The organism is Actinomadura alba (genome assembly GCF_014323705.1).
Lineage (GTDB): Bacteria > Actinomycetota > Actinomycetes > Streptosporangiales > Streptosporangiaceae > Actinomadura_C > Actinomadura_C alba.
The window spans coordinates 37,140-50,054 of sequence record NZ_JABVEC010000007.1 but is presented as its reverse complement, the minus strand read 5'-3'; the positions used below and the strand labels follow the sequence as shown (position 1 = coordinate 50,054).

Annotated in this window: 12 protein-coding genes; 7 read left to right on the top strand and 5 right to left on the bottom strand. The window is 71.1% G+C overall.

Annotated features, from left to right (window positions below; all coding sequences use genetic code 11):
* Nucleotide 1: 1 nt before the first annotated feature.
* Nucleotides 2-1,237, top strand: coding sequence for an ABC transporter permease (locus HKK74_RS11575; RefSeq protein WP_187243158.1), 1,236 nt, complete (start codon nucleotides 2-4; stop codon nucleotides 1,235-1,237).
* Nucleotides 1,238-1,281: 44 nt separating this feature from the next.
* Nucleotides 1,282-1,785 (top strand): M15 family metallopeptidase, encoded by a 504-nt coding sequence (locus HKK74_RS11570; RefSeq protein ID WP_312881421.1) that lies wholly within the window; start codon nucleotides 1,282-1,284, stop codon nucleotides 1,783-1,785.
* 381 nt (nucleotides 1,786-2,166) lie between these two features.
* On the opposite strand, the gene HKK74_RS11565 is transcribed toward HKK74_RS11570, so the two are convergent.
* On the bottom strand, nucleotides 2,167-3,759 hold the full coding sequence (locus tag HKK74_RS11565; protein WP_187243157.1) for an MFS transporter: 1,593 nt from the start codon (nucleotides 3,757-3,759) through the stop codon (nucleotides 2,167-2,169).
* Between the two features lie 95 nt (nucleotides 3,760-3,854).
* Between HKK74_RS11565 and HKK74_RS11560 the strand changes: the two genes are divergently transcribed.
* Complete coding sequence (locus HKK74_RS11560; RefSeq protein WP_187243156.1) at nucleotides 3,855-4,793, top strand: RNA polymerase sigma-70 factor; 939 nt, start codon at nucleotides 3,855-3,857, stop codon at nucleotides 4,791-4,793.
* Between the two features lie 134 nt (nucleotides 4,794-4,927).
* Here the strand turns inward: HKK74_RS11560 and HKK74_RS11555 are convergent, their stop codons facing one another.
* Together HKK74_RS11555 and HKK74_RS11550 are read right to left on the bottom strand one after the other, a co-directional pair.
* Nucleotides 4,928-5,605, bottom strand: a complete 678-nt coding sequence (locus HKK74_RS11555; protein WP_187243155.1) for a response regulator transcription factor — start codon at nucleotides 5,603-5,605, stop codon at nucleotides 4,928-4,930.
* Nucleotides 5,602-6,861, bottom strand: coding sequence for a HAMP domain-containing sensor histidine kinase (locus HKK74_RS11550; protein WP_246491465.1), 1,260 nt, complete (start codon nucleotides 6,859-6,861; stop codon nucleotides 5,602-5,604). Before HKK74_RS11550 ends, HKK74_RS11555 begins: the two co-directional genes overlap by 4 nt.
* A gap of 174 nt (nucleotides 6,862-7,035) precedes the next feature.
* On the opposite strand from HKK74_RS11550, the gene HKK74_RS11545 reads away from it, so the two are divergent.
* The 3 genes from HKK74_RS11545 to HKK74_RS11535 are packed head-to-tail and all read left to right on the top strand — an operon-like array spanning nucleotide 7,036 to nucleotide 10,303.
* Complete coding sequence (locus HKK74_RS11545) at nucleotides 7,036-7,968, top strand: ATP-binding cassette domain-containing protein (RefSeq protein WP_187243154.1); 933 nt, start codon at nucleotides 7,036-7,038, stop codon at nucleotides 7,966-7,968.
* Nucleotides 7,965-9,530 carry an ABC transporter permease subunit gene (locus tag HKK74_RS11540; protein WP_187243153.1) on the top strand — a complete coding sequence of 522 codons (1,566 nt, stop codon included), beginning with the start codon at nucleotides 7,965-7,967 and terminating at the stop codon, nucleotides 9,528-9,530. Before HKK74_RS11545 ends, HKK74_RS11540 begins: the two co-directional genes overlap by 4 nt.
* Entirely contained in the window at nucleotides 9,527-10,303 is a 777-nt protein-coding gene (locus HKK74_RS11535; RefSeq protein ID WP_187243152.1) for an ABC transporter permease subunit, read from the top strand. Before HKK74_RS11540 ends, HKK74_RS11535 begins: the two co-directional genes overlap by 4 nt.
* A 213-nt stretch (nucleotides 10,304-10,516) precedes the next feature.
* On the opposite strand, the gene HKK74_RS11530 is transcribed toward HKK74_RS11535, so the two are convergent.
* Both HKK74_RS11530 and HKK74_RS11525 read right to left on the bottom strand, forming a co-directional pair.
* Complete coding sequence (locus tag HKK74_RS11530; protein ID WP_187243151.1) at nucleotides 10,517-11,059, bottom strand: NADPH-dependent FMN reductase; 543 nt, start codon at nucleotides 11,057-11,059, stop codon at nucleotides 10,517-10,519.
* 26 nt (nucleotides 11,060-11,085) lie between these two features.
* Nucleotides 11,086-12,639 (bottom strand): MFS transporter, encoded by a 1,554-nt coding sequence (locus tag HKK74_RS11525; protein ID WP_187243150.1) that lies wholly within the window; start codon nucleotides 12,637-12,639, stop codon nucleotides 11,086-11,088.
* A gap of 131 nt (nucleotides 12,640-12,770) precedes the next feature.
* Between HKK74_RS11525 and HKK74_RS40790 the strand changes: the two genes are divergently transcribed.
* Nucleotides 12,771-12,899, top strand: a complete 129-nt coding sequence (locus HKK74_RS40790; RefSeq protein ID WP_281397734.1) for a hypothetical protein — start codon at nucleotides 12,771-12,773, stop codon at nucleotides 12,897-12,899.
* The last annotated feature ends 16 nt before the right edge of the window (nucleotides 12,900-12,915 follow it).

Sequence of the window (12,915 nt, the reverse complement as noted above, 5' to 3'; positions counted from 1 at the left end):
CATGCGGATCCCATCCCATCTCGTGCCGGCACGCTTGCGCGCCGGAGACCAGGCCCGGGTGGCGAGCGCCGGGCTGCGTGCCCGGCCACTGCGGGCGGGGCTGTCCGCGCTCGGGATCGCGATCGGCACCACGGCGATCGTCGCGGTTCTCGGGCTGTCGTCGTCCTCCCAGGCCGGTCTGCTGGCGGAGATCGACCGGCTCGGCACAAATCTGCTGACCGCCAAGACCGGCCAGAGTTTCACCCAGGAGGAAGCGGTCATGCCGGTCGCCGCGCCCGCCCGGGTGTCGCGGCTCGGGTCCGTCGAGGAGGTGGCACATACCGGCACGGTCAGCGACGCGAAGGTGTACCGGAGCCCGTTGATACCTCCGATCAACACCAACGGGCTGAAGGTCCAGGCGGCGAGTTTGAACCTGCCGCGGGTGGCCGGCGCCGGCGTCGCCCATGGCCGCTGGCTCAACGAGGCGACAGCGACGCAGCCTGCCGTCGTGCTCGGCGCGGCTGCCGCGGAGCGACTGGGGATCAGCCGCGTCCATCCCGGGCAGCGAGTGTGGCTGGACGGGCAGTGGTTCTATGTCGCCGGGACTCTCACCCCGGCGACGCTCGCGCCGGACATCGACACAAGCGCCCTGGTCGGATACCCGGCGGCGCGGCGCTACCTCGGCCACACCAGCATGGCCCGCGGCAAGCTGGCAGACGGCCCGCCGAGCACGCTCTACGTACGGTCGAAGACCGACGCGGTCGGCGAGGTGCAGTCGGTGCTCGCGCAAACCGCCAATCCCGAGGCGCCGAACGAGGTCGACGTGAGCCAGCCCTCCGATGCGCTCACCGCGCGTGCCGCAGCGAAGGGAGCGTTCAACAGCCTGTTCCTCGGACTCGGCGTGGTGGCCCTGCTCGTAGGGGCGGTAGGCGTAGCCAACATCATGATCATCTCCGTCCTCGAACGCCGCTCGGAGATCGGCCTGCGCCGCGCGCTCGGCGCGACCCGGGGACAGATCCGCACACAGTTCCTGTCGGAAGCGATCATGCTGGCGGTCCTCGGCGGTGTGGCCGGCGTGGCCGCCGGCGCCGTGGCGACCGCGGTGTACGCCAGCGTCAAGGGCTGGGCGGTCGTCGTTCCCGCAGAGGCGTGGGTGGGTGGTGTCGGCTCGGCTGTTGTCATCGGCGCGGTCGCCGGTTTGATGCCCGCGTTGCGCGCGGCCCGGCTCTCGCCGACCGAGGCTCTGCGTGCGGCTTGATCCTTGGGTGGTGAGTTGTGGTGAATCCGCCCTTGGTGATCAGAGTGCGTGTCTTGGCGGCCGTCACTCGGCTTGTCGGGGTGCTGCTGGTGCCGGTCGCCTTCTGCTGCGGACCGGGCCGCGCTCGTTTCCTGGCGTGCCAGTGGGCGTTGGGTCTGCGTTTTCCCGCCGAGGATCTGCGTGGGTTGGCAGCGGAGGTGTTGACGGCGTTCACGCATGCGCGGGCCGAGGCGTTCTGGCGCGATGGGCAGTTGATCGGTCTCACTTCGGGATATCGCGATGCGGCGGAACAGCACCGGATCTTCACTGAGGAGGTGCGGCGCACCGGCTCGGTGTCCGCGGCGCGGCGCCGGGTGCTGCCACCGCAGGAGTCCCGCCATGTGCGGGGGCTTGCGCTCGACGTCCGGCCGACCGAGGGCGCGCGGTGGCTCGAACAGCACGGCGGGCGGTACGGGCTCTACCGCGTCTACGACAACGAGTGGTGGCACTTCGAATACCGCACGGCCGCCCCGGCCCGGCTGCCGCATCCGGACGCGCGCGTCAGCTAGGTGGGTTGAGCCGGGCCGCACGGGTTCTCTAGGCGTCGCGTTTGCGTAGCAGTAGGCCGCCGGCCACGAGCGCGGCGGCGGCCCACCCGGCGGTGACGCCAAGACCGGCCCAGGGGCTGAGGGGCAGGCTGTGGAGATCGGTGGGAGACAACTACGCAGAACTCGCGACCTAAACGCATATCGGGGCCTTCACCAAACCCCATGCATGCGCGTTTGACCAGAGCTTGCTGCTCCGGGGCCCTTTCGTCACTCTGTGTGGGGGCGACTTTTGTCGGTTCCCCGGAAGCGGGTCACGATCAAGGAGGCCGTCCATGACGCTCATGAAGAAGGGCTCCAGACTGATCGTTGTGGACGACGTCGAGTGACACGAGCGGTGAGAACCTACAGTGCGAGCAGCGGCTCGACACTCTCGGCGTCCTCGGCGACGGCCTCGTGCTTGGGGCGCGGGGTGTTCATCAGGACGGCGACGATCAGCGCGCCGACCAAGATGATCCCCGCGGCCCAGGCGCTGGCCGCCGCGAAGCCTTCCACCACTGCCTGCTTGGCGATGGCCGGGCTCGTGCCGTGCGAGGCCAGGTAGTCCACCGTCGCGCTGGTGGCGATGGTGTTGAGCAGCGCGGTGCCGATCGAACCGCCGATCTGCTGCGCGGTGTTGACGCTGGCCGAGGCTACGCCCGAGTCGCCCGGGTCGACGCCGTGGGTGGCGTAGTTGAGGGCCACCGGCAGGATCATGCCCGCCCCGAAGCCGAACAGGAGCCCCGTGACCAACACGCCGCCGGCGTAGGCGGTGCCGGGCTCCACGGTGAGCATCCACAGCATGCCGAGGGCACTGATGAGCATGCCGGGTACGATCAGCGTCCGCGGCGGGAGCTTGGGCAGCAGCCGGGTGGTGAGCCCGCCGGCCGATATCAGGACCGCCGTGACCATCGGGAGGAAGGCCACGCCCGTCTTGATCGGCGAGTATCCCTTGACGACCTGCAGGTAGTAGGTCATGAAGAGGAACGCCCCGAACATTCCGATGACGGCCAGGCCCACGGCCAAGTAGGCGCCGCCGCGGGTGCGGTCGGCGATCACACGCAGCGGCAGCAGCGGCTGCGGCACCCGGCTCTCGACGAAGGCGAACGCGGCGAGGAGCGCCGCGCCGGCGGCCAGCAGGCCGATGACCGTCGCCGAGCCCCAGCCGTCGGACTCGGCCCGGCTGGTGGCGTACACGACCGCGACCAGCCCGCCGGTGACCAGCAGCACGCCGGGGATGTCGAACCGGGCCCTGCCCTCGTGCCGCGACTCGGCCAGCATCGCGTACCCGCCGATCGCCGCGATCAGGGCGATCGGGATGTTGACGTACAGGCACCAGCGCCAGTCCAGGTATTCGGTCAGCGCCCCTCCGGCCAGCAGCCCGATCGCGCCGCCCGCGGCGGAGATGCCACCCCAGATCCCGAACGCCTTGGCGCGATCCTTCGGCTGGGTGAACATCACTGTCAGCAGCGACAGCGCGGACGGCCCGAGCAGCGCGCCGAAGCCGCCCTGCAGGGCACGGGCGATCAGCAGCATCTCGAAGTTGGCCGCCGCGCCGCCGAGCGCCGACGCGCCGGTGAAGCCGAGCAGCGCGATCAGAAAGGTCCGCTTGCGGCCGGTGTAGTCGGCGATCCGGCCGCCGAGCAACAGCAGGCTGCCGAACGCCAGCGTGTACGCGGTAATGATCCACTGTCGGTCGCCGTCGGAGACCCCCAGGTCCCGCTGGAGCGACGGCAGCGCGATGTTCACGACGGTGGCGTCCAAAACGATCATGAGCTGGGCCAACCCGATGAAGAACAGCGCGGCCCAGCGGCGCGAAGTGACCGCAGGGGCCTGCGCCTTCGTGGTTACCAAGACTTCGTCCTTACTCGTGGTGTTGCGTGCCGCGCGGATCGTTCGTGCGGCGTCCTGACAAGCACGAGACGTGGGCGATCCGATCCCTGTGACAGCAGCGGTCATGTGACGTGCGCCACCGATCGTGGGTGTCACAAAGCGGTGGGGGCCGGCGTCTTGTGCGTGGAGCACAATTAAGGGCGAACAGGCAGGAGTCGGGCATGAGCGAGCGCAGCGAACGAACAACGGACACAGCCGGGCCGCTCGATCGTGGCGACCGCGTGGACGCCGCCACCGAGGCGTTCGTCGCTCACCGCAATCTGCTGTTCACCGTTGCCTACGAGATGCTCGGTTCGGCGGCTGACGCTGAAGACGTGCTGCAGGAGACCTGGTTGCGGTGGGTGGGTGTCGATCTCGGCACGGTGCGAGATCAGCGTGCGTACCTGGTGCGGATCGCCACCCGGCAGGCGCTGGACCGGTTGCGTACGCTCGGCCGGCGCAAGGAGTCCTACGTCGGTCCCTGGTTGCCCGAGCCGTTGCTGACCGCTCCGGACGTGGCCGAGGACGTCGAGTTGGCCGACAGTGTCTCGATGGCGATGTTGCTGGTGCTGGAGACGCTCGCGCCGACCGAGCGGGCGGTGTTCGTGCTGCGCGAGGTGTTCGATCTGGCCTATGGCGAGATCGCCGAAGCCGTCGACAAGAGCCCGTCCGCGGTCCGCCAGATCGCCCACCGGGCACGGGCGCACGTCGCCGCGCGCCGACCACGCGACGTCGTCTCCCCCGCTGATACCCGAGCCGCGCTCCAAGCGTTCCAGCGGGCGATCGAAACCGGCGACCTGCAGAACCTGCTCGACATCCTCGCGCCGGACGTCGTCCTTTTGAGTGACGGTGGTGGACTCAAGCAGACTGTGCCGCGGCCCATCGTGGGGGCCGGCAAGGTGGGTCGTTTGCTGGGCGCCGGCTTGAACAGGCTCGGCGCCGAGGCGTCGGTCGAGCCGGTCCAGGTCAACGGCTACCCGGGGCTCATCATGCGGCGCAACGGAGAGCTCGACACCGTCGTGGCGATGCGGGTCGAGGACGGCCTCATCACCGGGTTCTACTTCGTACGCAATCCCGAGAAACTGTCGCGTGTGGAGCAGGAGACCGCGCTGAGCCGCTGAGGCCGTAACGACCTGGGCGAACAGACCTCCGCCCGCGTCACCGCCGAGCCAGACCCGGCCGCATCCACCACCGAGCGGAAGGACAAGGCCGCCGCCCGCGTTGGGTGCTCCGCCCCAGCTGCCGCGGCAAAGCGTCAGCCTTCGTCTGCGGGTGGGGCGGTGATGCGGTAGCCCACGCCCGGCGTTGTGATGATCACCGGTGGGTCGCCGAGCTTGCGGCGCAGCCGGCCGATGGTGACGGTGACGGTGTTGGTGAACGGGTCGGCGTGCTCGTCCCAGACCTGCTCGAGCAGGTCCTCGGAGCTGAGGAACGCGGGGCCGGCGCGCAGGAGCGCCTCGAGGAGGGCGAACTCCTTGACCGACAGGTCGACCTGACGTCCGTCGCGGGTGACCGTACGCCGCAGAGGGTCGAGCTCGATCCCCGCCGCGCGCAGAACGCGGGCCCGTACGGACGGCCGGCGGCGGGCGAGGGCGCGGATGCGCAGGACGAGTTCGGGAAAGTGGAACGGCTTGGCGAGATAGTCGTCGGCTCCGAGGCCCAGGCCGCTGACGCGGTCGCCGGGCGCTCCGGCCGCGGTCAGCATCAGCACCATGACCCGGTCGTCCCGGTCAGTGATCATCTGGCAGAGCGTGTCGCCGTGGATGCCCGGCAGGTCACGGTCAAGGACGACCACGTCATAGGCGTTGAGGTCGAGTTTGGCCGCGGCCTCGAGCCCGTCGTGCGCGGCGTCGACCGCCATGCCCTGGTCGCGTAGGCCCTCGACCAGAACGTCGGCGAGGGACCGGGCGTCCTCGACGACCAGGACCCTCACGCCGGCGTCCCCGCGGAGGACGTACGGCCCGTCGGCCGATCGCCCGGGTGTTCCGCCGCCCGGTCCGCGCGGGGGAGTGCGATGCCGACCCGCAGACCGCCCTCGTCCCGGGCGCGCAGGTCCAGAGTGCCGCCGTGCGCCCTCGCGATGGCCGCGACGATGGAGAGCCCGAGGCCGGACCCGCCGTCGGAGCCGGTCCGGTCCGCGCCGAGCCGGTGGAACGGCCGGCCCAGCTCCGCGACCTGCCGCTGGTCGAGGAGCCGGCCGCCGGTCTCGACCACGAGCCGTGCGGTCGTGGCGTCGGTCTCGGTGGCGACGCGGATCCAGCCCCCATCGGCGTTGTGCCGGATCGCGTTGTCGACCACGTTCTCGACCATCCGCGCCAGAAGGGTCCGGCTTCCGCGGACCCACGCCTCGTCGCGGCCGCCGGCCACCCGCGTGGTCAGGCCCTTGGTGGTGAGGTCGGCGGAGCGGGCGGCGAGAGCCGTGGACGCGACCTGGCCGAGCGAGAGCGTCGTGTGGTCGGCAAGCGCGCCGTGTTCCGTACGGGCGAGTGTGAGGAAGCCTTCCAGCAGCCGGTCGACCTGGTCGAGTTCGGTGCGCAGCCGGTCGGCGAGGGCGATGGTCTGCGCGGGTACGGGCTCGGGTTTGGCCACCGCGACGTCGAGCGACGCCCGCATGGTGGCGAGCGGGGTGCGCAGCTCGTGGGACGCGTTGGCGACGAAACGGCGCTGCGCCGTGAAGGCGTCCTCGAGCCGTTCCAGCAGGCCGTCGATGGTGTCGGCGAGGGCCTTCACCTCGTCGGCCGGGCCCGGCACGGCCAGCCGCTCGTGCAGGTTGTCCGCGGAGATCCGCCGGGTGGCCGCCGTCATGGTCCGCAGCGGCCGCAGGACCCGGCCCGCGACGATCCGGCCCAGCACGACGGACACCACGGCCATGACGGCCAGCGCCACCGCCGATCCCACCAGGAACTGACGCGATGCGGTCGCCTGCGCCTGGGACAACTGTTCCTGCAGCCGCTCGATGTGGGCCTGGACCTGCGCCGACGATGGTGGGACCGGCCGACCGGCGTACGGCCCGGTAGGCGCGCTTTGGGAGACGCTCGCCGACCCGTTGAACACGATGCCGGCGATGAGTAGCAACCCGGCGCCGGACAGGAGGAACAGAGAACCGTACAGGGCGGTGAAGCGCAGTCGTACGGTGCGGCGCGGCAGTGAGAGAGCGTCGCCCAGACGACGCATCAGGCGCTTTCCCATCGGTCCTCTCTCGTCCCGCGCGCGTGCCCGCCGCCGAGGCGGGGCACCGGTCCCGGCCTCCAGGATGCAGCCCTGGACCTAACAGCGGAATGACGGCCCCTGTTCGGCCCAGGTTATGGCCGGATCCGTACAACCGGTTCACGAACGCGAAGCCGCAACGAGAGGGACCACCACATGGAAGCGACCATCGAGGTCAACGATGTGCACAAACGCTTCGGGCCGATCGTGGCACTGGACGGGATGTCATTCACGGTGAAGCCGGGGCATGTCACCGGCTTCGTCGGCCCCAACGGCGCGGGCAAGTCCACCACGATGCGGGTGATCCTCGGCTTGGACGCGGCCGACGAAGGCAGCGCGCTGATCGGCGGGCGGCCGTACCGGAGCCTGCGCCACCCGCTGCGCCACGTCGGAGCTCATGTGGACGCCGCCGCGCTGCAGCCGAGCCGATCCGCCCGCAACCACCTGCTGTGGCTGGCGCATTCTCAGGGGCTGACCGCCGAGCGGGTCGATGAGGTGATCGAGCAGGCCGGTCTGCGGGAGGCGGCCCGGCGTAGGGCGGGCGGCTATTCGCTGGGCATGCGGCAGCGGCTCGGGATCGCCGCCGCACTGCTCGGCGACCCGCCCGTGATCATTTTGGACGAGCCGTTCAACGGTTTGGATCCCGAAGGCATCGTGTGGATGCGCGGCTTCCTGGCAGAGCTGGCCGGGCAGGGCCGCGCCGTACTGGTGTCCAGCCATCTGATGAGCGAGCTGCAGGACACCGCCGCCCATCTGGTGGTGGTGGGGCGCGGCAAGGTCATCGCCGACGCCGGCGTGGCGGAGCTGCTGGCCGCGGTATCCGGCGACCGGGTGACGCTGCGAACCACGGCGCCGTCGGAGGCGGCGAGGGTGCTGGAGCACGAGGGGGCCACCGTCGCCGCCCTCGGCCACGACACGCTGACGGTGTCCGGGCTGGCGGCCGAGAGAGTGGCGGCGCTCCTCGGTGCGAGGACGGTGCCGTTCCACGAGGTGGCGGCCCACCGCGCGACGCTCGAGGATGCCTATCTGGAGCTCACCCGGGACGCGGCCGAGTTCCGCGCCGTCTCCGGACAGGAGGCGCGGCGATGAATACCACTATCCCCTCCCGCTCGGTCCCGCGGGCCCAGCGCGGCGGCCTGGCCTACCTGTTGCGCGCGGAATGGACCAAATTCCGTACGGTCCGCGGCTGGGTGCTCGCCGTGGTCGTCGCGGCGCTGGCCACCGTGCTGCTCGGGCTGCTCACCGCGTCAGGCAGCCACTCGTCATGCCCCGAAGGGCCCTGCCCCAGTCCTCCCGTGGGGCCGGGCGGCGAAGCGGTGAACGACAGGTTCTACTTCGTGCACCAGCCACTGGCCGGAGACGGAAGCATCACCGCCCGCCTGACCTCCATGACCGGCATCATCACCTACCCCCCGCCCGATCACGATGAGATCGTCCCCGGCCTGGTGCCGTGGGCGAAGGCCGGGATCATCGTCAAGCAGAGCACCGAACAGGGCTCGGCCTACGCGGCGGTGATGCTCACCGGCAAGCACGGGGTGCGCATGCAGAACAACTTCACCCACGACACGGCCGGCCGGCCGGGCGGTGTCTCGGCGGCGTCCCCGCGATGGTTGCGGCTGACCCGCTCCGGTGACACATTGACCGGCTACGAGTCGACGGACGGCAAGCAGTGGACCAAGGTCGGCACGGCTCGCCTGGCCGGGCTGTCGGCCACCGTACGGGTCGGGCTCTTCGTCAACTCGCCGGGCGATCTGACGGTGGAGCGGGTCGGGCTCGGCGGGAGCACAGGACAGGTGCGCTTCACCCAGACCACGGCGGTCTTCGACCAGGTCAGCCTGCATTCCAAGGCGGCCGGCGGCGCGTGGAGCCGCGTCGAGGTGGGAGACGGTCCCGGCATGACCGATTGGGAGCGTTTCCATCGCCCGAACGGGCTTGAGCAGTCCGGCGGCACGCTGACCGTGACCGGGACCGGCGACATCGGACCGCTCGGGGCCGAGGGCGGCCAGTCCATCGAGCGCACCCTCGGCGGCGCGTTCGCCGGGCTGATCGTGGTGATCGTCGTGGCGGTGCTGTTCATCACCGCCGAATACCGGCGGGGCCTGATCCGCACCACCCTGCTCGCCGGCCCGCGGCGAGGCCGGGTGCTGGCGGCGAAGGCCATCGTGATCGGCACGGTCACCTTCGTCGCGGGGCTGGCCGCCGCCGGCGTCGCGGTTCCGATCTGCACGCGGATCCTGCGCTCCAACGGCAACTACATCCTCCCGGTGACCCTGCTCACCGAACTGCGGGTCATCGTCGGCACCGCGGCGCTGCTCGCCGTCGCCGCCGTCTTCGCCCTCGCGCTCGGCGCCCTGTTCCGGCGCAGTGTCGCCGCGGTCGTCACCGCGATCGTGGTGATCGTCGTGCCCTACATTCTCGCGACCACCTCGATCCTGCCCTTGGGCGCTGCGCAGTGGCTGCTGCGGCTCACTCCGGCCGCCGCCTTCGCGATCCAGCAGAGCATTCCGGAGTACCCGCAGGTGATCAGCCACTACGCGCCGCAGATGGGCTACTACCCGCTGGCGCCGTGGGCCGGCTTCGCCGTACTCTGCGGCTACACCGCGCTCGCTCTCGGCTCGGCCGTCTTCCTGCTACGCCGGAGAGACGCATGAGACCGGAACTGCACGCGGAATGGACGAAACTGCGCACCGTGGCGGGCGCCGGCCGACTCCTGCTCGCCGTCGTCGCGCTGACCGTCGCCGTGAGCGCCGCGGCGGCCGCGACCGTGACCTGTCCGTCGGCACGCTGCAACTACGATGCCGCCAAGCTCAGCCTCATGGGCATCCAGGTGAGCCAGGCGATCGTCGCCATCTTGGCCGTACTGGCGATCAGCGGTGAGTACAGCACCGGCATGATCCGCACCACCCTCACCGCCATGCCGCGCCGGGCCACCGTGCTGGCCGCCAAGGCCGCCATCCTCACCGGCCTGACATTGGCCGCGGGGACCATCGCCGTGCTCGCGTCCGTGCTGGCCGGGCGGCTCATCCTGCCCGGCAACGGCTTCACCCCCGCGCACGGCTACCCTCCTCTGTCCCTGGCCGACGCACCGACGCTGCGCGCGGCCGCAGGCTCGGTCCTCTACCTCGTCCTCATCGCCCTGCTCAGCCTCGGCATCGCCGCCGCCGTACGGGACTCCGCCGCAGCCATCGGGGCCGTGCTCGGCGTGCTCTACCTCCTCCCGATCATCGGCAGCATGATCAGCGATCCGGACTGGCAGCGGCTGCTGTGGAAGATCTCGCCGATGAACGCCGGGCTCGCCGTTCAGGCCACCACCGATCTCACCGACCTGCCCCTGAGCCCATGGGCGGGCCTCGGCGTACTGGCGGCCTGGGCGGCGGCGGCACTCTTCATCGGTGGGCAACTGCTCCGGCTGCGCGACGCGTGAGCGGATCGCGGGGAATCGTACGGCGTGAGCCGCGGGGCACGACGGCACGCGCGGGCCCGGCACGCATGGCCCCGGCACGCATGGCCCCGGCACGCATGGGCCCGGCACGCATGGGCCCGGCACGCATGGGCCCGGCACGCATGGGCCCGGCACGGCAGCGATGACCACGGCCCACGGTGGTGCCCATACCACCGTGGGCCGCGATCGCAGTGATCAGCCGGGGTAGGGCCGGGACGTTCGCGCCTCGCGGAGCGCGTCGGCCCACCACGCGAGCTGGGCGATGAGCCCGGCGGCCGCCGCGTTGGCCGCCTCGGTGTCGCGGGGTTCGCCGCCGTCGTGGAAGTTGCCCCGTGCGCCGTGAAAGCTCACCGTCTCGCGGACCGTGACCGTGTGGAGCTCGGCGAAGACGGCGCGAAGCTGCTCGACCGCCCGCAGCCCGCCCGACCTCCCGCCGTACGACACGAAACCGACCGGCTTGGCGCGCCACTGCTCTTTCACCGAGTCAACGGCGCACTTCAGCTCTCCCGGGTAGCCGCGGTTGTACTCCGGCGTGACGACGACGAAGGCGTCCGCGAGGCCGACGCGCGTCGTGAAGTCCATGCCGGGGATCTCGGTGCCGAGCAGGTCGATGCGATCGACCTTCAGGTCGCCGCGCTGCTCAACCTGGCCTATGAACCAGTCGGCCACCGTCGGGCCGAACCGGCCCTCTCGGGTACTGCCGATCAACACCGCGAGCTGAAGCGGTTCTCCGGGCATGGTCGGTTCCTTTCTGAGTGGACGTGTCATCGGCTGGGGCTTCCCGATGCCGGTGGGCCGGCCATCGGTTCGGGTTCCTCATGGCGGGGCCGGGACCGCCGGAGCAGGAACGCGGTGACGATGGCAGTGGCGACCATGAGCACGGCGCTGCCCGCGGCGGTGAGCCGCATTCCCTGGGCGAAGGCAATCCGGGCCGTGTGCAGGAGTTCGGCGGCGATCGGGCCCGGGAGCATGTCGGCGGCGGCCACCGCACCGCCGAGGGTGTCGTGCGCTGCGTGTGCGGTCTCGGGTGGAAGGCCCGCCGGTACGGCGTCCGCCGCCCCGTGGCGGTGGACGGCGGTGATGACGCTTCCGATCACCGCGATGCCGAGTGCTCCGCCGAGCTGCGGCGCGGTGGACGAGATGGCCGAGGCGGCTCCCGCCCGCCCGGGCGGGGCCGCGCCCACGACGAGGTCGGTCGCCAGGGCCATCATCGGGCCGAGCCCGGCCGAGACGATGACCGATCCGATCACCACGACGGTCGGCCCGGAGTCGACGCCGACCTGGGTGAGCACGCAGAATCCCGCGGCCGAGAGGGCCAGCCCGGCGCTGATGACCGTACCCGGGCCGACCCGGCGGATGCGGGACGCGATCGTGGATCCGGCGATGACGCCGGCGGCCGAGGGCGCCGTCCACAGGCCGGCCCGCAGCGGCGACAGCCCCTCCACGAGCTGGAGATACTGGGCGATGGCATAGTTCGAGCCCCACAGGACGAAGATGCCGAGCGCCAGTGTGCCGACGGCGGCGGCGATGACGCGGTCGGTGAACAGTCCGAGGTCGAGCAGCGGGTGCGGCAGCGCACGCTGCCTGCGGACGAAAACAACGCCGACTGCGAGCCCGGCGGCGATCGCCGTCAGCGGCACCGGCTCGGGCCCGTCGACGGCGATTCGCTTGAGGCCGTAGACCATCGGCAGCACCGCGCCGAGTGACAGCACCACGCTGACCGGGTCGAGCCGCGCCGCCCCCGGGTCGCGGTGTTCCGGCAGCAGCACCGGCCCGACGGCGAGCAACAGCACCATGACGGGTACGCCGAGCAGGAACACCGAGCCCCACCAGAAGCTCTCCAGCAGCCTTCCGCCGATCAGCGGCCCGAGCGCGGTGCCCCCCGACACGCTGGCGACGATCACACCGATGGCGGCCCTGCGCCGTCTCGGCTCGGGGAACATCGTGGCGGTCAGGGCGAGCGTGGACGGCATCAGGGTCGATCCCGCGATCCCGAGAAGGGCGCGGGCCGCGATGAGCGTCTCGGCCGTGGGCGCGTAGGCGGCGAGCACTGACGCGATCCCGTACGCGGCCGCACCGATCAGGAGCAGTCGGCGGCGGCCGATGCGATCGCCGAGAGCGCCCATGGTGATCAGTGATCCGGCGAGCAGGAACGGGTAGACGTCCACGATCCAGAGCAACTGGTCGCCGCTCGGCCGCAGATCCCTGGTGAGGGCGGGCAGCGCCAGATGCGTGACGGTCAGCTCAAGCGAGGCGAGCAGCGCGGGCAGGGCCAGCACGATGAGCGCGACCTGGTCGCGCCGTCCCGTTCTCCGCACGAATCCTCCTGAACCCGGGTGCCGGAGTCGGACCGGCGCGTCGTGAACAGGACGAACGCTAGGACCTCAAGCAACATTGAGGTCAATGCCGACGTTCCGAAACCCGATTCGGGGGTGCGAAACCGGGATACGTGGGCATCGGCTGTGGACGGACGACGGCGCTGGCCGAGGTCGCGAGCATCCACGACGAGGTGAGCCGGGAGACGGTCCAGCGGATGGCGTCCTGCCGCGGGACGAGCACCGTCTCGCTCACGTCGTAGCGTGACCCGCGGCCGG

Excerpts from the sequence above, each read along its gene's own strand:
- HKK74_RS11575 (WP_187243158.1), top strand. The coding sequence starts at position 2 with ATGCGGATCCCATCCCATCTCGTGCCGGCACGCTTGCGCGCCGGAGAC.
- HKK74_RS11565 (WP_187243157.1), bottom strand. The coding sequence starts at position 3,759 with ATGACCGCTGCTGTCACAGGGATCGGATCGCCCACGTCTCGTGCTTGT.
- HKK74_RS11560 (WP_187243156.1), top strand. The coding sequence starts at position 3,855 with ATGAGCGAGCGCAGCGAACGAACAACGGACACAGCCGGGCCGCTCGAT.
- HKK74_RS11550 (WP_246491465.1), bottom strand. The coding sequence starts at position 6,861 with ATGGGAAAGCGCCTGATGCGTCGTCTGGGCGACGCTCTCTCACTGCCG.
- HKK74_RS11545 (WP_187243154.1), top strand. The coding sequence starts at position 7,036 with ATGGAAGCGACCATCGAGGTCAACGATGTGCACAAACGCTTCGGGCCG.
- HKK74_RS11540 (WP_187243153.1), top strand. The coding sequence starts at position 7,965 with ATGAATACCACTATCCCCTCCCGCTCGGTCCCGCGGGCCCAGCGCGGC.
- HKK74_RS11535 (WP_187243152.1), top strand. The coding sequence starts at position 9,527 with ATGAGACCGGAACTGCACGCGGAATGGACGAAACTGCGCACCGTGGCG.
- HKK74_RS11530 (WP_187243151.1), bottom strand. The coding sequence starts at position 11,059 with ATGCCCGGAGAACCGCTTCAGCTCGCGGTGTTGATCGGCAGTACCCGA.